The sequence below is a fragment of the Teichococcus globiformis genome (assembly GCF_042646265.1).
Classification (GTDB): domain Bacteria; phylum Pseudomonadota; class Alphaproteobacteria; order Acetobacterales; family Acetobacteraceae; genus Pseudoroseomonas; species Pseudoroseomonas globiformis.
This window is the reverse complement of sequence record NZ_JBHRTN010000006.1, coordinates 87922-107988: the sequence shown is the minus strand read 5'-3', so window position 1 is coordinate 107988 and position 20067 is coordinate 87922. Positions and strand designations below refer to the sequence as shown.

Sequence of the window (20067 nt, the reverse complement as noted above, 5' to 3'; positions counted from 1 at the left end):
TCCCATGTCACCCATCATGATCATCGCGCTTGGCGTCCTGATGACGGCCACTGCGTTCCTATCCGGCATCTTTGGGATGGCGGGCGGCCTCATCCTGATCGGCGTGCTTCTGGCGCTCATGCCGCTGCCCACCGCGATGGCGCTGCATGCCATTACACAAATGGCGTCGAATGGGTGGCGGGCGCTGCTGTGGCGCAAGCACATCATCTGGAGCCAGCTCTGGGCCTACGCCGTGGGCTGCTTCGTCGCCCTCGGCATCTGGTCGATACTGTTCTTTGTTCCGGACAAGCCGGTGGCGCTCATCTGCCTTGGGGCAACCCCTTTCCTGGCGAGACTGCTGCCTCCGCACTGGCGGCCCGATCCGACGCGGGCCCCGCATGGCTTGCTCTACGGCCTGATCTGCATGTCCCTGATGCTGCTGACGGGTGTGACCGGTCCGCTCCTCGACACCTTCTTTCTCGGTGCAAAGACCAGTGACCGCCGCGGCATCGTGGCGACCAAAGCTACCGCACAAGTGCTTGGCCACGGGTTGAAGCTGGCCTACTTCGGAGGTCTGGCGGCAGGCGCTGACGCCATCGATCCGGTGCTTATCGCGGTTGCAATAGCAGCCTCCATGGCTGGAACAACATTGGCACGGCGCGTCCTCGAAACCTTGACCGACGCACAGTTCCGCCTCTGGGCCCAACGTCTAATCTACACCATCGCCGCCTGGTACTTGGCGCAGGGAACATGGCTGATTGCGATGAATTCATGACGTCGATCGCGCAAAGCGAAGGGTGCCCATGCGGCGATCGTCAGAAATACAGGAATGACCTGTGCAGATCAGCCGCCGCCGTTATGGGCAGCCGGCGGGGCCAAGCCGCAGGAAGAACGTTCGATCAGGCCATTTGGCTGCTATCGGACAGGCGGGAGGCCGTAGGCGAGTGACTACCATTTCCCACACCAGGCGGAAAGCTCCGCCCTTCAGTGAGCTGACTTGTGACGATTGAGGTCTTCCTCAAATTCTTCTTTGAAGCGCGGCTAGACGGACTGAAGCAGGTAAGACGCCTCATGCTCCTCGGTGAAGTTGGCTTCACGAAGCAGGACAAGGGCGGGGTGAACCCCGTCGGATCAGCTCACAAGCTGCGCTGTAAGAATCCTGGGGATGGTCGTTGGAGCCATCCTTAAGCACTGGAGCCACTCGTGTAGAAGAAGAACTCCCTTAGTATGGTTCATAAAGAAATTTGGCCGGACCTCCGGTGGGACCAGCCCAGTTCAATCATGCTGCCTGATCCACCTCGAAATGTTGGGTCCTCGATACTCAAAGCACGTTGAGCTGCTTCAGCCTCTTGCTCCGCTCAGGGCCGCTCCCAGCAAGGCACTGGATGACAGGGTCGTCGCGAGCCTCCATTTGGAAGCCACCAACGTTCGACAGACTGGAGAAGCCCTGCATGTCTCCCCTCCGCCGAGGAAGACGCGGCCAGCAAGCATGGACTGGCCCCGATGCGTGCCTTGCCACCCTATCTGCACTGGCGGCCCGGTGTAAGACAGGGCGGGTCACATCTGTCCTCCTGGTCGATGCGCGGGAGCCATATACGCCGCGGCCCACGCCTCTCGGTCGCATCCCTGATGTGAAAAGCCGCGTTCATGCGTTGAGAGACGCAGCATCACACTGCCGAAGCAGGGCTTCCCTAGAGTGACTTCCAGGCACTAATGAGAATGGTTCGCAACCAAACCCCGGCGCAGGATCAAGCTTCCTTTATCTGACCCCGAAGCGGAGACACATGATGCATCAGAACAGCAATGACGCCGCCTTTCGAATTGAAACCGACTCGATGGGCGAGGTGAAAGTTCCTGCCGATCGGCTCTGGGGTGCCCAGACGCAGCGGTCATGTGTGAACTTTCCAATCGGAGTCGAGCGGTTCCGCTTCGGCCGTCCGGTGATCCGTGCACTGGGGATCCTGAAGAAGGCGGCGGCAAAGGCCAATGCCGAGCTGGGCCAGATCCCGCAGGACAAGGCCAGGCTGATTGTGCGTGCTGCCGACGAGGTGATCGAGGGACACTGGGATGGAGAGTTCCCGTTGGTTGTGTTCCAGACCGGCTCCGGCACGCAAACCAACATGAATGCAAACGAGGTCATCGCGAACCGAGCGATCCAGATGGCGGGTGGGCAAGCAGGATCAAAGAAGCCGGTCCACCCAAATGATGACGTGAACCACAGCCAGTCGTCGAACGATACCTTTCCGACGGCCATGCATATTGCTGCCGTCGAGGTGCTAACAGGCACCACCATTCCCGCCGTGCAACAGCTGCGAAATACCCTGGATGCCAAGGCTCAGGCCTATGGCGAAATTGTCATGGTCGGCCGCACTCATCTTCAGGACGCGACACCGGTTACGCTTGGGCAAGTGATTGGTGGCTGGGTTGCGCAACTGGACGACGCGATCGCCACACTGGCCCATGCGCTGAAAGGCCTCTATCGCCTGGCCATCGGCGGCACTGCAGTTGGGACCGGACTTAACGCACACCCCCTCTTCGGTGAAAGCGCCGCCCGCTTCATAGCGGACGAGACAGGTCACCCCTTCATCTCGGCGCCGAACAAATTCGTAGCCCTTTCGGCCCACGATGATCTGGTGAACACCAGTGCAGCGCTGCGAACTCTGGCGGGCGCGATGATGAAGATCGCCAATGACGTTCGCTGGTATGCTTGTGGCCCACGTGCCGGCTTCGCAGAATTGCGCATCCCCGAAAACGAGCCGGGATCCTCCATTATGCCGGGCAAGGTGAACCCTACCCAAAGTGAGGCAATGACCATGGTGGCCGTGCAAGTTTACGGCAATGATGCCGCGGTCGCTTTTGCGGGCAGCCAGGGCAACTTCCAGCTCAACGTCTACAAGCCCGTCATGGTGCACAACGTGCTGGAGTCCGCCGAGCTGATCGCAGATGCCTGCCGTGCCTTCGACGAGCACTGTGCCCAAGGTATCGAGCCGAACGAGGACCGGATCCGAGAGCATCTAAATAGTTCGCTCATGCTGGTTACCGCCCTGAACCCCCATATCGGATATGAGAAATCGGCCAAGATCGCAATGACTGCCTACCGAGAGAAGACGACTCTCAGGGAAGCGGCCGTGAAACTCGGGCACGTCACCGGTGAGCAGTTCGACCAGTGGGTGCGTGCCGAGGAGATGACCGGACCGAAGCCTTGAACGTCTATTGCGCAGAGCTAACCCTGACTGGCTCCCCGGTTAAGTTGGCACCCATGCAGGCAGGTGGACTACGACGATGCAAGAAAGACGAAACCGCATTGATGATGGGGCGGGGATGATCGGTGCAGATCCTTTCTTTACCAAGATAGGGCCGAACATCATCTCCATTCGGCCAACTGTCCTAAGCACAAGCCTGCAGTCAGTGTTCTTTGATGGCGGCAGGCAGTTCAAGGGGGGCAGGAGCATTGTGGACAGATGAAATGCTCCACCCGGGTGAAGCTGCTCTATGAGGCTGCATAGAGCAAAAAAGCCTGGATCAACGAAGCTGAGGCAGGAAGCCGAAACAGATCAAGCCCGTAGTTCCGGTCGTAAAGCTAAAACTCCCGACGAACTCTGCGTCCAGAACACCACGCACTCATAAGATATATTATGGCAAGTGTGATTAGGTAGCCTGCGAAGGCATGAGCATCGGCGTTGAGCGTTGAGAGCAAATTCAGAATGCGCCGATGTGCCCTCATGACCAACCAGAACGTCGACTCAGTGCTGATCGACTATCTCTGCAGGAAGTCAGTTAGGTGGCAATTATCGATGCGCAGGAACCACGAGATCTGTGAATGAGCGAACTTCGTGGCCAGCTACGGCACGAAACTCGACTCCTCAAGCCGGAAGATGACTGTCCTTCCCTAGTGAAGCTCAGGAAAATGCCGGGCTGAGATGATTGCGATGCATGCCCCTTTACCAAGGATCGGCCAACATGATCATCACCCTTTGAATGGCTCTGCTGATCTGGCTGTCGACCATCGCTTCTTGCTGCTGCTCAGGATGACTGACACGACCTTGTGCTACCAACAAATACCGCCCAGGAGAGGCTAGTCTTCAATCCATCATCGTTCCCGGAACTTCATGTAACTACCTAAGGCACCACGCCGATGGATTCGCAAGCTCTTCACGGAGGAGGACAGTCCCGGCAGCGCGCATGGAAAAGTTGCACACCGTCTCTATCCACGCCCCTTCATTGCAGAGGGCGGCCGTCGAGTACCTTCATGTGACACATGAAGGTACGACATGGAGGGATGGCAGGAGGCACCACCATCACTGCTTCCATATCGTCGGCCCACCCTTCGAGATCGAGGTTCTTCCAACAGACCCAAAGAACCTAACTGAACTCGCAATTCAGATCGCCGGGACCCCTACCACTACGACCGGCTTGTAGCTCTTTGGAACACGCCGGACCACTACCCTATGCTCCCACAACGGCAGCCAGCGATAGCAAAGCCCCCCCGAGTGAGCACCCGCCACGAGCGCGACCATAACGCTCGATGAAGGTGTGGGATGGCATCCTCGGCAGGTCAAACTTCAAGGATAGCCTTGATGACGCCGGCCTCCGGACGCAACCAATCGCGAAACAATTCGGGTCCTGCCGTCAGCGGGCCTGAATGGGTGTTCAGCGCGCGGGTCGGCACCTTGCCGGCCTGCATCTGATGCACCACCTCGGCAAAGTCGTCAGGCTGAGCGTTGCGACTCGCAAACAACGTTGTCTCACGCTTATGAAACTCTGGATCCGAAAAGGTAAGGTTGTCGCGTACTACCGATACGAGCACATACCGTCCTCCATGGCCAACAAAGCCGAAGCCTCGCTGCATCGCGGCCAAATTACCTGTGCAGTCGATAACGGCATCAAAGAAGTCACCGCCGGTCGCTGACCCGGCTTTTGCTTCAGCATCGGCGTTGGCCACCAGCAAAGCATCCGCGCCAAGCTGATCCTGGGTAAAGGCCAAGCGGTCCTCGCGCACGTCCATGACGGTGACATGCGCCCCACGTGCCTTGGCGAAGATAATGGCCGACATACCGATAGGCCCGGAACCGACAACGAGAACCCGGTCCTGCGCACCGATGCCGCCACGCTTCACACCATGCGCCCCGATGGCAAGGAACTCGATCATGGCGGCGTCGTTCAGCGGGGTGTCACCGATCGGAACCACGTTGGAAACGGGAACGCATAACAGCTCCGCCATGCCGCCATCACTGTGCACACCAAGGACGCTGATGTTCTGGCAGGCATTGCTTACGCCCTTGCGACAGGCAACGCAGCGACCGCAGCTCAGGTAAGGAACAACATACACGTTCTGGCCAGGCTTGAGATCACTGTTCGCAGGTGCCCGTTCCACCGTGCCGGACAACTCATGTCCCATCACACGAGGATACTCCAAGAAAGGATGCTTGCCCTGGAAGATGTGAAAGTCGGTACCGCAAATGCCGACCCGGCGGATGCGCACCAGGACTTCACCTGCACCAGGCGTTGGCTCAGGCCGGTCGATCACCGACAACTTGCCGGGTTCGTCGCAGATCAGCACCTTCATCGTCGTCGTGTCTCTCGCGTATCACTCGGAAGGACGGCCCGCTGCTTGTGAAGCGGGCCGCAGAGTCAGGCAGATGGCATCTGTGCCGGAAGGGCGACGCCATTGTACTTCTCATAGATCGCGCTCAGCTTGCCGTTAGCGAGGTTGGCTGCAATCCATTCATTCAGCGCTGCCTGCAGTGCCGCCTCACCCTTGCGGATGCCGATGGCATAGGGATTGGTTTTAACAACGATCTTGACCTCGAACGGGCTTCCGCTCGCCCGACCATTGGCCGCCGCCATCACTTGCGGTGAAGTTGCCATAATGTCGACCTGGCCTGAAACCAACGCTGTGATCAGCGTCGCGTCGTCGTCGTAGCGTACGATCTGTGCGCCGGTATTCAGCGAAGTGAACTCCTTGTCGTTGGAGCTGCCGCGGGTGGTGCCAACGCGTTTGCCGGCGAGCGAGGCATGATCCTTGATCTCCGTGCCCTTACGTGCGGCGACAACGATCTGGATGACGCCATAAGCATTGGAGAAATCGATCACCTTCTTCCGCTCCTCCGTGACGGAAAAGGACGCGATAACCATGTCGGCCTTGCCAGTCAGCAGGAAGGGGACGCGGTTCGGGCTCGTGACCTGCACGATCTCCAGCGGCATACCCCAGTCCGCCGCCAGCAACTTCGCCGTCTCTACATCCGAACCGGTCGGCTGCATCTGCGCGTCCGTCTGGCCGAAGGGCGGCGAGCCCAGGTCGATGGCCACAAGCAGCTTCTTGCGATCCCGGATTGTCGTCAGCGCGTCGGCACGCGCGGGCACAGCAAAGCCGGACATGGCGGCGATGGAGAGGCTGGCACTCAGCAGGGTCCTGCGGTTCATTCTTGTGTTTCCTTCGGTACTGTCGATCAAAGCTCGTTGCCGATGAACTCGCGCAGCTCCGGAGTGCGCGGGTCTGTCAGGTTGTGGCCGGGCAGCACTTCCCAGACACGGCCTTGGCGCATGTAGACGACGTTGGTCGCCACCTTTCGGGCAAAGCCCATCTCATGGGTGACCAGGATCATGGTCATGCCGCCACGTGCCAGATCCTCCATGACGCGCAGCACCTCGCCGGTGAGCTGCGGATCTAGCGCTGAAGTGACTTCGTCGAACAGCATCACCTTGGGTTGCATCGCTAAGCTGCGGGCAATAGCGACGCGCTGCTGCTGTCCGCCGGAAAGCTGCTCGGGATAGTGGTCAGCCTTCTCGGCCAGCCCGACGCGGGCAAGACATTCGCGAGCAAGATCGCGAGCTTCCTTCTTGCCTAGGTTTTTCACGCAGGTCGGCGCCAGCATGATGTTCTGCTCGGCCGTCAGATGCGGGAAAAGATTGTAGCTCTGAAAGACGATGCCGACGTCCAGGCGCAGCGCCCGCTTGTCGAGCTTGTCGCTGTGGATCGCATGACCGCAGACCTCGATGCTGCCTTTCTCGATCGTCTCCAGAGCGTTGATGCAACGCAGCGCCGTGGACTTACCGGAGCCCGACTGCCCGATGACCGCGACCACCTCACCTCGGGCGACCTCGAAGGAGACGCCATCCAGAACCTTCAGCGTGCCGAAGCTCTTGTGAACGTTGTCCAGCTTAACGACGGCCGACATTGAGCCTCCTTTCCAGCCCCCGGCTCCAGGCCGAGAGCGGATAGCAGATGATGAAATAGAACACCGCGACGGTGATGAAGACGATGAAGGGCTGGAAGGTCGAGTTGTTGATCAGCTTGCCGGCTTGCGACAGCTCCACGAAACCGACCACCGATGCCAGCGACGTGTTCTTGACGATCTGCACCAGGAATCCGACTGTCGGCGCCGTTGCGATGCGCATGGCCTGCGGCAGGATAACGCGTGTCATCCGCTGCCAGCGCGACATGGCCAGGCATTCAGCCGCTTCCCACTGCGTCTTGGGCACGCTTTCGATGCAGCCGCGCCAGATTTCGCCCAGGAAGCCCGATGCATAGATTGTCAGACCTGCGCCGGCCGCGATCAGGGCAGGTAGCTGATCGAAGCCGACAATGGCCAACCCGAAATAGATCAGGAACAGGAGGATCAGCAGCGGCGTGCCCTGCACTACCTGCACATAGGCCGAGGCGGCGCCTCGAAGCACTCGATTGTCGGACACGCGAGCAAGGGCGATGGCGAAGCCGAGCAACCCGCCGCCGATGAAGGCAACAGCTGAGAGCGCCAGCGTCCACCCCGCGGCGATCACGAGGAACCAGATGTGGCCGAGGCCAAAGCTAGGCATGTGGCATCCTCCCCTTACAGCGCCGTGCCGAGTTTGCGGCGGCGGGTGAAGACCAGCATGCCAAATCCCAAGAAGGCCCAGCGGACCACGAAGGACAGAGCCAGGTAGAGCAGGCCAGTGACGATGTATGTCTCGAACGCACGGAAAGTATCGGATTGGATGCGGTTTGCCACCGCCGTCAATTCTTCAGCGGAGATCTGCGAGGTGATCGAGGAGGCCAGCATCAGAAGCACGTATTGGCTGACCAATGCCGGATAGACCCGCTCGATAGCGGGCCGCAGCACGACATGCCAGTAGACTTGGCGCCGGTTCAGGCCCAGGCAGTCTGCTGCCTCGATCTGCGCCTTGTGCACGCTCTGGATGCCCGCGCGCATAATCTCGCAGGTGTAGGCGATAACATTTACCACCAGGGCGATGATCGCGGCCAAGTTGGCGTCCACCCGGATACCCAGCACCGCGATGCCGAAATAGACCAGGAAGACCTGCACGAGCAATGGTGTGTTGCGGATCGCCTCAACATAGGCCCCGACGGCGCGCTGCAGCCACGAAGGGCCATCGGCACGCGCGATGGCGCATAGTGCGCCCCCAACAAAACCGAGCACGGTCGAGATCGCGGAAAGCTGCAGCGTTAGCCACACCCCTTCCATGAACTCCCGCCAGTATGGCAGCAGGGAGGAAAAATCGAACTGATAGGTCACGCGGCGCTCCGATTCTGGTGGCGCGCCACGATCTCGTCCAGCACCGGGGTCGGGTGGCGGGCATCGCCCAACCACGCAAGGAAAGCGGCAATGCGACGCTCCACCTTCACGGCATGGTTCTGCGCGATGTCGGCGACGCGATGCGCCAGGAAGGGATTGAGGAAGCGGCCAAGAGTATCATTAACGTATCGCTCCGCTTGCGTCCCCATGCCGTGCATGGCGAAGCCTGGCAGCACTTCCTGCGCATAGACGGCGTCCAGTCGGGCACGAATGGTCGGATCGGCCAGGATCTCCCGCACGGTCTCGCCGCCCGGACGACCGCTCTGGCGCCACAGTTCGGCCAGCACTGTGTGGCCAAGATTAAGGATATGCAGTTTCAGCCGCTCAAACGGTTCCAGATCATCTGCCATGACGATGCTCGGATGGGCACAGGGCAGGGTAAGGCCGGGCCGACGCTCAATCACCCAGATGGCGTAGGGTTCGGCGACGGCGCCGATGGGATCAAGGGGCTCGGAAACGATGCGGTCGACCAGTGTGTCAGGCCAGATCACATCCCTGCGGAGCCAGTCAATGAATCCCTCGGGGGCCAGGGCCAGCGAGGCCAGTTCCAGGACTGCGGCCTGCAGCACCTGACCATTCCGGTTCACCAGTTCGCAGGGAAGCACGGTCAACGGCTTGGCATTGTCCTGCCAGCGGCTGTGCAGCAGTGCCGTAAGCTTGCCGGGGAAAGAGGCAGGAACACGTCCGTCCAGCAGCGCCGGTGCGCGATCCACATCGGCAATCTCGTACCCTGCATCTCCCGTATTCGAGACGACGAAAGCCGCATCGCCGACAAACAAGGCTGTCAGTGCTGCCCAGTCGCTGACAGCGGACAGGCCACGATCGATGCTAGTGACCGTTACATGGCGATCAACCTTTTGACCGTTCTCAAGCCCTTGGATGATGACGGGATAGCCTTCTGACCGGCCAAACGCGGCGACCCTGCTGGCCCGTGCGGGGGATCCTGAAACCTGAACCACGGCAATCGGTCCCGCATCTTGGCCAGATGCACGCGCCTCATGCACGAACAGTGCGACATGCGCCTGGAGGAAACGGCTGGTTCCAAACTGGATAATCCGGCCACTCATGCAGAAAGCGTCCGCGGAGGATTGATCACGGCTCGGGATTCTTGGCGAAACACACTTCCTCCAGCTTTTGCTTCTTTTTGTCTCTTTAGCGATAAAGAACCATCTGGCCCCCATCTGTCAATTGGTCTTTAGTAGATAAAAAATAGATTCGGACGGTTGATAGATGGCAGCCGATTTCACGGAACAAGGCAGGAGGCGCGGCCATGCGAGGCAACACTGTCTACAAGCGCACCTACAATCAGTGCTTGCGCTTGCTCGCAGCACGCCCATTAGGCGAGTGGTCAGGCTCAGAGGCTGAGCTCAGCGAGACGCTGGATGTAAGCCGTACTACCGTCCGTGCCGTTCTCGCGGGCCTTGCCAAAGCCGGCCTTGTTACGCCGCAGCGTGGCGGTCGCATCCTGCGGCGCCATCCGGATGCAACAGACTTCTTCCCGGAGCCACAAACGGAAAGCGTGGCTCATCGCGTAGAACGCAAGTTCATGCAGATGGTCCTGCATGGTGATTACCAACCCGGGCAAATGGTAAATACGTCCGATCTGGCACGGCAGTTCGGGACATCGGCCTCGGCGGTGCGTGAATACTTGACCCAATTCAGCCGCTTCGGGTTGCTGGAGCGACGTGAGAACAGCGGCTGGATCTTCAAAGGTATCACGTCGGACTTTGCCAAGGAAATCTACGAAATTCGAGAGTTGTTCGAGCTACGCTCCGCCCGTCGCTTCATGGATCTGCCGGATACGACGCGCGCCTGGAAAGAACTCGAAACGATCGAGAGGGAACACTGGGCACTGCTGGAGCAGATCGATGAACAATACAGCGATTTCTCAGCGCTCGACGAGAAGCTGCATCGCCTCATCCATGAGGCGTCCGGTAATCGTTTCATTCAGAACTTCTATGACGTGATATCCCTCATTTTTCATTATCACTATCAGTGGGACAAATCGGACGAGAAAGAACGGAATGTTGTCGCCATCCATGAGCACCTTGATTACATCGCGGCACTTCGATCGCGTGATCTCAGGGCGGTTGATGCAAAATGCCGAGTACATCTGCGCACCGCGCGTTTAACCTTGCTACGCGCCATCGGCATCAGGCCCGTTGTCGGCGGGAATGGCACCGGCCAGGCCCAGCCTATCATCAAGCCCCATCACCAGAGATGCACCAAGACCTGAGGCAACAATTCCTCCGGCGAGTGCCATGCGCTGGCAAGTGTTTCGCCCTACTCGTACTGCAACTGCCTGATACTTTAGTGCCCTCCCCCTGCTCCTTCGTAACGCTGGTTGTCAGCATACTGCGCGGGCCAGGACGCGGTTCTACAGGACTTTCAGGCCATGCTTGTCATGATCGCGTGCGCCACACCCCGGGATGTACATCCATGCCTCGACCCGTCCACCGGCAATCAGTTGCCTACAGTCTGCCGGCCGACGTACAAGCGGCTGCTTCTAGATGCGCCACTAAATTCGAGGCTGACGGGTCGTAGCTGAGCCGGGCATGACAGTAGTCCGAGAGGAAGCCCGAAGCCACAGGCTCACGGTGCGGCATGGGCTATTCTGCCCGAGCCAAGGCTGCCACGCGAGATCGGTACAATGCAGCCAACGCATCAGTAGTTGTGACAAGGCCGGTGAGTTGGCCCTTATCATCTGTGATCATCACTTCGTGCGTAGTTCCCGAACAAAGCAAGGGAAGCAAGCTGTCCACCGGCGTATCGGCCGTAGCGGTGTGCAACCCGGTTTGCATGCAGGAGCGGATCGGAACGCCGGTGATAAGGTGAGCATAGCTGATGCTGCCGATCAGCGTGCCTCGACCGTCCAGAACCGGCAAAGATCGCAGATCATGGGCCCGCATCAGTTCACCTGCCTTCTCCGTTGGTTCACCAGCTCCAACGCTGATGAGGTCGCGGGACATAATCTGTCCGCAGCATACGGGCGAATGCATGCGTCGCAGGGCTTGAAGTTCAACCTGCCGGAAGAGCGAATTGAGATCGTCCATGCTCACATCCAGCGGTTCACCCAGCTCATCAAGGGCGGCCTGAATGTCTTCTGGGGTAAAACCGACACGATGCGCCGGAGGAGGGTCCGAAGTTGCATGAGTGTTGGCGTCGGGGATTCGCGCGACGTGAGGATAAGGCCGGCCTGCCAGATTGTTGAACACGACCGCTGCCATCAACAGCACCAGTGAGTTCAAAGCCACGGGTGCCAAAAGGAAGCGGAAACCCATCTCTGCCACTGCAGGGCCACCTAGGACCGCGGTGAGGGCGACGGCTCCGCCGGGCGGGTGCAAGCATCCCAGCAGCGACATAGTGCAGATGGAGAGAGCTACTGCTAGCGCCGCGGCCAGATTCGGATCAGACGTTACCTGCAGGCACATGACACCGATCGCCGCTGAGATCAGGTTGCCGCCTAGCACCGGCCATGGCTGTGCCAAAGGACTGGCCGGCACGGCAAAAAGAAGCACCGCGGACGCACCGATCGGTGCAATGAGGTAGGCTCCGTCCAGCTGCGTACCCAGAACGCGGTCAACGAAGGAAGCCGAGCCTATTCCTACCAAGGCACCAAGCAAAGTACGCAGGATTCCGGCGGCGCCAAGGGCCTGAGACTTGGGCAGAAAAGAACGCAGCCAGGTGCTTGTCGATGCCATATGCGAAAGAACATGTTCTGTTTGCACAGGTCAGTAATCCAGCAATCCGCCAGAGAAGAGAGGAATAAAGTCGGATCAGCCACGAGGCCAAGACATAGCGGTTTCGGGCGATCCCCATTGAGAAACCGCTTGTCGCTCTGAAGGAGGCGCATTGAAGCGGGAGCAGGCGGCGCTTACGCATCCTTCAACCTTGATCACGCGCCGCCTGATGGAGCCGCACAGCATGGACTCTGTGGATTCCGCCAAACTCCGGGTACAAGTCATCTTGAGCATTCCGCATCCGGAGGATGTGGTTGGCGCTGCCCTGTATGGTGATGAAGGTACGCTGCAGCGAACGAGGCGGACGAGCGGTGGTCGCGAGCAATGATATCGGCGTCCGCTGCATGGATGCGGGCTCAGAGCGGCCCCGATAAATCTCGCGCGTCATGCCATTGACCTGCGCATCTACGCCTGTCTGCTCGTGCTGAGCTGCCTGCAGGTCGGGCGGTAGGCCAGAAAATCGCTGAGGCGTCGAAATCTGACAACCTGGGTCCATCGGTGGAACGGAAGCGATGTGGTGCCCAGGCAGAATGATTCAAACGCGATTGCAGGACAATCTGCAGCGTGGAGAATCCTCGGAAGCGTGAAGAACGGTGCCAGCAGATTCTTGATGCTGCACTTCCCTCCTTTTGAGGAAGAACCGGCTGAGCCAGCATCGACGACCAATCCGCAGGGGCGCGGATCAGTCCCGGCCGTCTGCCTACGACTTCTCAACAAAGAAGCTCTTGTTGTGGCACTGCGCAGGCGTGATCCCGAACCGGGCCTTGTTGTTCTGGAACGAACCATGGAGCAGCCGGACTTCGTGGAAGCGATGCCGCACTACGGCACCGATGCCTGGAGCCGGCTCTCAAGGTCGTGCAGCACTCTGGGCACAGCGGTTGCGGCAGGCGCAACGCGGAACACTCGGATCGCTTCCGCTCCTCATTCCTCCCACCAAAGTCTTAAGCAAAGAGTAATGACTGCATCCACAGAAACCTCAGCACGATCGAGAAGTTAAGAGCTTGCGCGAATATTTGCTTCTCTCGCCGGCCTATTCCATCTTCCTTTGAGACTGCTCCCCGGAGCGGCCAGCAAAGCGAACTTAGGAGGCAGTGGATCCGCTTCGCGGAGAAGGTCCTTCAGCCTAGTCTCGCCGCCTATTTGGCGCAGCGTGGAAGGCCTGGGCAACGCGTGACGCGCCAGCCCGTCCAAGTGCTGTTGAGATCATTGCTCCAGCCTCGCAAAGGCGGGCAAGGTCCAGACCCGTATCAATTCCCATGCCATGCAGCATGTACACCACATCCTCGGTTGCCACATTGCCTGTCGCTCCTGAAGCGTAGGGGCAGCCGCCAAGGCCTGCGACAGCGCTGTCTATCACAGTTACTCCAAGTTCGAGGCAGGCGAAGATGTTCGCCAGGGCCTGGCCGTAGGTGTCGTGGAAGTGGAGTGCCAGATGCTCGACCGGTACCTTTGCGACGACGGCCTCGACCATACGGCGGGCCTTGAGCGGCGTGCCCGTGCCAATGGTATCGCCCAGTGAAACCTCATAGCAGCCCATTCCTGTGAGTGCCGCCGCCACACGCGCCACGACAGCAGCATCGACCTCACCCTCGTAGGGGCAGCCGAGCACGCAGGAAACGTAGCCCCGCACGCGCAGCCCGTGTTCCCGGGCGCTACTCACCACCGGCTCGAAGCGCCGCAGGCTCTCGTCGATAGAGCAATTGATGTTCCGCCGCGAGAACGCCTCCGAGGCGGCACCGAAGACGGCAATCTCTTCCACACGGCAAGTGGCCAGAGCTTGCTCCAGCCCACGCAGGTTCGGCACCAGCACAGGGTAGCGGACGCCCGGTCGCGCCGGCAGCAAACCGAGCAGCTCTGCCGTGTCCGCCATCTGTGGCACCCATTTGGTGGAAACGAAGCTGCCAGCCTCGATGCTGGTCAGTCCGCTGGCCACCAGGGCCTCAATCAGCGCGACCTTGGTGCCGATCGGAATGATTGCCTTCTCGTTCTGCAAGCCGTCACGCGGCCCGACCTCGACCACGCGCACCTTCGGCGGGCAAGTCACTGTGCCGCCTCCGCCTCAAAGGTCACCAGCTCGGCGCCCTCCTCCACCATTTCCTCTACCTGATGGCGCAGGCTCGCAACCCGGCCATCCATGGGTGCTCGCAAGGTCATCTCCATCTTCATGGCCTCGATCACCACCAGCGGCGCGTTCTTCAATACCTCATCCCCAACCTTCACCAGCACGCGTGCGACCCGCCCAGGAACAGGAGCGCGGACCTTATCATGGCCCGCCGTTTCCGCCTGCGGCGGCGCTAGCGGATCGACGCGATGCAGCACATGATTTCGCCCTCCCACCACCACTGTTAGCTGGGTTCCTTGTAGGATGATCCGCACCCGCCGGGACACACCATCCAGCAACAGGAGTGAACCTGCCTCGTCTTCGGCGAGTTGCGCCTGAGCCAGGCCCCCGGGCAGCTCCAGCCGGAAGCGCCCTTCCCCTTGCGGCCAGGCACGGACGCAGATTGGCTCCTCCTCGCCCCGACGGAGGTGAAGGTCTTGGTAGCCGTCCCCGTTCATGCGCCAAGCATCGCTCTGCGCCCAAGGCGACCAATGGTCGCCGCTGTCGCGGATCTGGGCCTGCATCTTTGATTGCTGATCCCGCAGCGCGGCCATGACCGCTGCCGCCCAGATGAACTCCTCATCCTCCTTCACTTCGGCCGACCGCATCAGCTGGTCTGCGTGGCGCTGGATAAATCCCGTATCCAGTGCCGCCGCGGCGAAGGCTTGGTGTCCTGCAATAGACCGAAGGAGCTCCAAATTGGTCTGCAGTCCGACTACCTCATACTCTGCCAATGCCTTGGACAGCCGCCGAACCGCGGTTGCTCGGTCTTCCGCCCAGACGATCAGCTTGGCGATCATCGGATCGTAGTTCGCGGTGATCGTGTCACCCTGCCGCACGCCGGTGTCAACGCGCACCTCGCCGGGTACCTCCACAGGCTGACGAAGATGCACGAGAGTGCCCACCGCCGGCATGAAATCCTGCGCCGGGTCTTCGGCATAGATGCGTGCTTCGATGGCGTGGCCCCGGATACGGAGCCTTTCGGCCGACATGGGCAAGGATTCGCCGCAAGCGACCCGCAATTGCCATTCCACCAGATCCAGCCCGGTCACCATTTCAGTCACTGGGTGTTCAACTTGAAGGCGAGTGTTCATTTCCATGAAGTAGAAGGCGCCACCTTCGGCAATGAACTCCACCGTGCCCGCCCCAACATAGCCCACCGCCTGCGCGGCGGCGACTGCGGCCTCACCCATCGCCTGGCGCCGCACGGGATCCATGCCCGTTGCAGGCGCTTCCTCGATCACCTTCTGGTGCCGCCGCTGGATCGAGCAATCGCGCTCGAACAGCGAAACGGTGTTGCCTTGTCCATCGGCGAAAACTTGGATCTCGATATGTCGTGGCTGGGTAAGATATTTCTCGATCAGCACTCGGTCGTCGCCGAAGGAGGCCAACGCCTCTCGCTTCGCGCCCTCGATGGCGGCTTCGAACTCATCAGCCCCCGCCACCACGCGCATGCCCTTGCCCCCGCCCCCTGCCGAAGCCTTGACGAGCACAGGATATCCGATCCGCCTTGCTTCCCGTGCCAGCAGCGACAGATCCTGCGCTTCACCATGGTATCCTGGCACCAGCGGCACGCCGGACCGCTCCATCAGCGTCTTGGATTCCGCCTTGGACCCCATGGCGCGAATGGCGGAGGCAGGCGGGCCGATGAACACGATGCCTGCGTCGGCGCAAGCTGCCGCAAATTCTGCATTCTCGGACAGAAAACCGTAGCCGGGGTGAATGGCCTCTGCGCCTGTGCGGCACGCGACCTCCAGGATACGCTCGCCCACCAGGTAGCTCTGGCGGGCGGACGCCGGTCCGATCGGCCAAGCCTCGTCCGCCAACCGAGTGTGCCGGGCGCCTGCATCGGCCTCGGAATAGACGGCAACGGTCGCCACGCCGAGCCGTCGGGCCGTGGCAATCACCCGGCAAGCGATCTCGCCGCGGTTCGCGATGAGGATCTTGCGGAACATAGGCCTTCCTCTCTCAGCCGGGCCGCCAGCTGGCCGGACGCTTGTTGAGAAAGGCGGAGATGCCTTCCCGGCCTTCGGTGGAGGCACGCCGCATGGCGATTCGCCGTCCTGTATCCTGACCAAGGGTGGCGTCCACCGGACGGGCTTCACACAGGAACACCAGATCCTTGGCATCGGCCTGGGCGCCCGGCGCGCCTTGCAGCAGTGCCTGCAGGATTTGCTCTCCTCGGGAAGTGAGATCCTCCCTTGCCACGACCTCCTGCACCAGCCCAATCTCCTGGGCTTGCGCCGCATTGAGAATCTCGGCCGTTTGGAACAGGCGGCGTGACCAGCGGGGACCGATCGCATTGACCACATAGGGGCTGATAGTGGCTGGGGTGAGGCCCAGCTTCACCTCGCTCAGGCAGAAGCTCGCCTGCTCGGTGGCGATGGCGACATCGCAGCACGCTACCAGCCCAACTCCACCGCCATAGGCGGCTCCTTGTACCAGCGCAATCGTCGGCTTCGGCAGCCGGTCCAGCGTGTGCAGCAGCCCGGCCAGGCCTGCTGCGTCGGCTAGATTGCTGTCGAAGGAATGCGTCGCCACGCGACGCATCCATTCGAGATCGGCGCCGGCCGAGAACGACCGGCCGTTGCTGGCCAGCACCACGGCCCGCACAGCGGCATTCGACCCCAGCTTTTGCAATGCGGCGGCGAGCTCCGCAATCAAATGATCGTCGAAAGCATTGTGGCGGTCAGGCCGGTTCAAAGTCAGCGTCGCGATGCCACGCGCGTCCACGTCTTCCAGGAAGCTGCTGCTCATCGGCTTGCCCTCACATGCGGAACACGCCGAAGCGTGTCTCCTCGACCGGTGCGTTGAGGCTGGTGGATAGGCCGAGCGCCAGCACGCGGCGGGTATCTGCCGGATCGATCACGCCATCGTCCCACAGCCGGGCGCTGGAGTAGTAGGGGTGACCCTGGCGCTCGTACTGCTCGCGGATCGGCGCCTTGAACGCCTCCTCCTCCTCAGACGACCATGTGCCGCCGCGGACTTCGATGCCGTCGCGCCGCACCGTGGCCAGCACGGAAGCGGCTTGCTCCCCACCCATCACACCGATGCGGGCATTGGGCCACATCCACAGGAAGCGGGGCGAATAGGCCCGGCCGCACATGCCGTAGTTCCCGGCCCCGAAGCTGCCGCCGATGATCACGGTGAACTTGGGAACCGCCGAGGTTGCCACGGCCGTCACCATCTTGGCGCCGTCCTTGGCAATGCCGCCGGTCTCGTACTTCTTCCCGACCATGAAGCCGGTGATGTTCTGCAGGAACACCAGCGGAATACCGCGCTGGGAGCACAGCTCGATGAAGTGTGCACCCTTCTGAGCGGATTCGGAAAACAGGATGCCGTTATTGGCGATGACGCCGACAGGATAGCCCCAGATATGGGCGAAGCCACAGACCAGGGTCGGGCCGTACAGCCGCTTGAACTCGTCGAACTCGCTCGCGTCCACCAGCCGGGCGATGACCTCCCGCACGTCGTAGGGCGTGCGCGGATTGGCCGGCACCGCGGCATACAGCTCCTCGGTTGCGTAAAGCGGTGGCACCGGTTGGCGCAATGCCAAGGAGGAACGCTTGACCACATTCAGGTTCGCCACCACACGACGAGCAATGCCGAGCGCATGGGCATCGTTCTCGGCGAAGTGGTCGGTAACGCCGGAGATCCGGCTGTGCACCTCTGCCCCGCCCAGTTCCTCGGCGCTGACAACCTCGCCGGTCGCCGCCTTCACAAGTGGTGGGCCGGCCAGGAAGATGGTGCCCTGGTTGCGAACGATGATGCTCTCATCGCACATGGCGGGCACGTAGGCCCCACCGGCGGTGCAGGACCCCATCACCACCGCGATCTGCGCGATGCCCTGGGCCGACATGTTGGCTTGGTTGAAGAAGATGCGTCCGAAATGGTCGCGTCCGGGAAATACCTCGTCTTGGTTGGGCAAGTTGGCGCCGCCGCTGTCTACCAGATAGATGCAGGGCAGCCGGTTCTGCTGCGCGATTTCCTGCGCTCGCAGGTGCTTCTGTACCGTAATGGGAAAGTAGGTACCACCCTTCACGGTCGCGTCGTTGGCTACGATCATGCATTCACGGCCGGACACGCGCCCGATGCCGGTAATGATTCCAGCCGAGGGCACCGCGCCTCCGTACATCCCGTGCGCAGCGAGCTGGCCGACCTCAAGGAAGGGCGACATAGGATCGATCAGGGCCCGGATACGGTCGCGGGGCAACAATTTGCCGCGGGAAAGATGCCGGTCGCGTGCAGCCTGGCCACCGCCAAGGCGGACCTGCTCGGCCTGTGCGCGGAGATCCTGGACCACCGTGCGCATTTGGGCCGAGTTCGCGACGCTATCCGGCGAGCGCGCTTCCAGTTCCGTCCGCAGCACGGGCATCAGCCTCTCCCAGCCTTCGAGTGCGTTGAAGCCTGCGTAGTCACTTCCTGGTCCCTCTGTCGATGACGCCGCGCTCGCACAGATCCCGGATCCTTTCCTCGGAATAGTTCAACTCGCGCCGCAGGATGTCCGCCGTATGTTGGCCCAGCACGGGCGGTGCGGCCAACGGCGTCTGATGGCTACCAGGGAACTTGATGGGACGACCCAGCACCTGGATGGGGCCAAGCCGGTCGTGCTGAACTTCAACCACCATTTCCCGAGCCTGGGCATGGGGATGGGCCAGCGCTTCCCGGATGCCCAGTACCGGAGCATGGGGGATGTCATGCGCCTCCAGAATGCTTTGCCATTCTGCGACACTGCGTGTGCGGGTGATGGCGGCAATACGCGGTTCGATTTCGCTGCGCCGCTCCCGTCTCTGGGCCATGGTGGCCAAGCCGGGATCGGCGCCAAGATCCGGGCAGCCCAGTGCTGCGCACAGGCGCGGCCAGAAGTGGTCAGCCAAGCAGGCAATGACGATAGCTCCATCAACCGCCGGAAAGGAGTCGTAGGGGACGACGCTGGGATGCGCCGAACCCATCGGGCGCGGGTCCTGCCCCGTGATAAAGGCCAGCTGCGAAAGGTAGCCCAGCAACGACATGGTGCCGTCATAGAGACTGGCATCGACCACACGGCCGTGTCCCGTCGCTGCACGCTCGTGCAAGGCGGAGAGAACGCCAAGGGCGCCGAAGATCCCGCCAGACATGTCGCCAATGGGCAGGCCGAGCTTCACCGGCGATCCGCCCATGGCACCGTTCACACTCATGACGCCCGTCATGGCTTGCGTCACGATGTCGAAGGAAGGTGCCCCGGCCAGCGGTCCAGTCAGCCCGAAGCCGCTGATCGCGCAATAGATCAGCCTGGGATTGATCGCCATCAGGGCGTCCGCGCCGAGGCCGAGGCGCTCCATCACGCCTGGACGGAAATTCTCGATCAATACGTCGGCACTGGCGACCAGGCCGCGAAGGATGTCTGCCCCTTCGGGCTGGCGGAGATCCACAACCATGCTGCGCTTGCCACGGTTCAACGCCAGGAAGTAGTGACTCTCTCCCTCCAGAAACGGAGCGAAGCCGCGAGTTTCGTCGCCACGCTCCGGCGCCTCCAGCTTCAGCACCTCGGCGCCGAGGTCGGCCAGGAACTGGGCTGCCAGCGGACCAGCCAGCACCCGCGTCAGATCCAGAACCCGGAGGCCCGCCAGCGGACCACCCCACCCGCCGGCGTCGTCACCGGCGGCGGAGTTCTGCTGCATCGGTTGATCCATGG

General features: G+C 61.2%; 15 protein-coding genes. 3 read left to right on the top strand and 12 right to left on the bottom strand.

The genetic code is table 11. The annotated features are described in order from the left end of the window. The first annotated feature begins 4 nt into the window (after nucleotides 1–4). Nucleotides 5–754 (top strand): TSUP family transporter, encoded by a 750-nt coding sequence (locus tag ACFOD4_RS05135; protein ID WP_379594857.1) that lies wholly within the window; start codon nucleotides 5–7, stop codon nucleotides 752–754. Nucleotides 755–1763: 1009 nt separating this feature from the next. Next, nucleotides 1764–3185, top strand: a complete 1422-nt coding sequence (gene fumC / locus ACFOD4_RS05130; protein WP_456316873.1) for a class II fumarate hydratase — start codon at nucleotides 1764–1766, stop codon at nucleotides 3183–3185. Between the two features lie 1349 nt (nucleotides 3186–4534). On the opposite strand, the gene ACFOD4_RS05125 is transcribed toward fumC, so the two are convergent. The 6 genes from ACFOD4_RS05125 to ACFOD4_RS05100 all read right to left on the bottom strand — a co-directional run bounded on the left by ACFOD4_RS05125 (nucleotide 4535) and on the right by ACFOD4_RS05100 (nucleotide 9619). Then, the gene (locus ACFOD4_RS05125; RefSeq protein ID WP_379594856.1) at nucleotides 4535–5545 is read right to left on the bottom strand and encodes a zinc-binding alcohol dehydrogenase family protein; all 1011 of its coding nucleotides are present in this window, start codon (nucleotides 5543–5545) and stop codon (nucleotides 4535–4537) included. Nucleotides 5546–5610: 65 nt separating this feature from the next. Next, a complete protein-coding gene (locus ACFOD4_RS05120; RefSeq protein ID WP_379594855.1) occupies nucleotides 5611–6402 on the bottom strand; it encodes a transporter substrate-binding domain-containing protein in 792 nt (263 codons plus the stop codon). Nucleotides 6403–6428: 26 nt separating this feature from the next. Next, nucleotides 6429–7157 carry an amino acid ABC transporter ATP-binding protein gene (locus tag ACFOD4_RS05115; protein WP_379594854.1) on the bottom strand — a complete coding sequence of 243 codons (729 nt, stop codon included), beginning with the start codon at nucleotides 7155–7157 and terminating at the stop codon, nucleotides 6429–6431. Further along, nucleotides 7141–7794: an amino acid ABC transporter permease gene (locus ACFOD4_RS05110; protein WP_379594853.1), complete on the bottom strand. Its 654-nt coding sequence runs from the start codon at nucleotides 7792–7794 to the stop codon at nucleotides 7141–7143. The genes ACFOD4_RS05115 and ACFOD4_RS05110 overlap by 17 nt, the downstream gene beginning before the upstream one ends. A 14-nt stretch (nucleotides 7795–7808) precedes the next feature. Continuing rightward, nucleotides 7809–8492, bottom strand: a complete 684-nt coding sequence (locus tag ACFOD4_RS05105) for an amino acid ABC transporter permease (protein WP_379594852.1) — start codon at nucleotides 8490–8492, stop codon at nucleotides 7809–7811. After that, nucleotides 8489–9619 (bottom strand): mannitol dehydrogenase family protein, encoded by a 1131-nt coding sequence (locus ACFOD4_RS05100; protein WP_379594851.1) that lies wholly within the window; start codon nucleotides 9617–9619, stop codon nucleotides 8489–8491. Before ACFOD4_RS05100 ends, ACFOD4_RS05105 begins: the two co-directional genes overlap by 4 nt. Before the next feature lie 203 nt (nucleotides 9620–9822). Here ACFOD4_RS05100 and ACFOD4_RS05095 point away from each other — a divergent pair, with 203 nt between their 5' ends. Beyond that, entirely contained in the window at nucleotides 9823–10788 is a 966-nt protein-coding gene (locus tag ACFOD4_RS05095; protein WP_379594850.1) for a GntR family transcriptional regulator, read from the top strand. Nucleotides 10789–11161: 373 nt separating this feature from the next. On the opposite strand, the gene ACFOD4_RS05090 is transcribed toward ACFOD4_RS05095, so the two are convergent. The 6 genes from ACFOD4_RS05090 to ACFOD4_RS05065 all read right to left on the bottom strand — a co-directional run bounded on the left by ACFOD4_RS05090 (nucleotide 11162) and on the right by ACFOD4_RS05065 (nucleotide 20065). Next, nucleotides 11162–12280 (bottom strand): HPP family protein, encoded by a 1119-nt coding sequence (locus ACFOD4_RS05090; RefSeq protein ID WP_379594849.1) that lies wholly within the window; start codon nucleotides 12278–12280, stop codon nucleotides 11162–11164. Between the two features lie 1135 nt (nucleotides 12281–13415). Next, nucleotides 13416–14336, bottom strand: a complete 921-nt coding sequence (locus tag ACFOD4_RS05085; RefSeq protein ID WP_379594848.1) for a hydroxymethylglutaryl-CoA lyase — start codon at nucleotides 14334–14336, stop codon at nucleotides 13416–13418. Beyond that, nucleotides 14333–16348, bottom strand: coding sequence for an acetyl/propionyl/methylcrotonyl-CoA carboxylase subunit alpha (locus ACFOD4_RS05080; RefSeq protein WP_379594847.1), 2016 nt, complete (start codon nucleotides 16346–16348; stop codon nucleotides 14333–14335). The genes ACFOD4_RS05085 and ACFOD4_RS05080 overlap by 4 nt, the downstream gene beginning before the upstream one ends. Before the next feature lie 13 nt (nucleotides 16349–16361). Continuing rightward, a complete protein-coding gene (locus tag ACFOD4_RS05075) occupies nucleotides 16362–17150 on the bottom strand; it encodes an enoyl-CoA hydratase/isomerase family protein (RefSeq protein WP_379594846.1) in 789 nt (262 codons plus the stop codon). Nucleotides 17151–17160: 10 nt separating this feature from the next. Beyond that, a complete protein-coding gene (locus ACFOD4_RS05070; RefSeq protein ID WP_379594845.1) occupies nucleotides 17161–18768 on the bottom strand; it encodes a carboxyl transferase domain-containing protein in 1608 nt (535 codons plus the stop codon). Between the two features lie 40 nt (nucleotides 18769–18808). After that, complete coding sequence (locus tag ACFOD4_RS05065; protein WP_379594844.1) at nucleotides 18809–20065, bottom strand: CaiB/BaiF CoA transferase family protein; 1257 nt, start codon at nucleotides 20063–20065, stop codon at nucleotides 18809–18811. Between the last annotated feature and the right edge of the window lie 2 nt (nucleotides 20066–20067).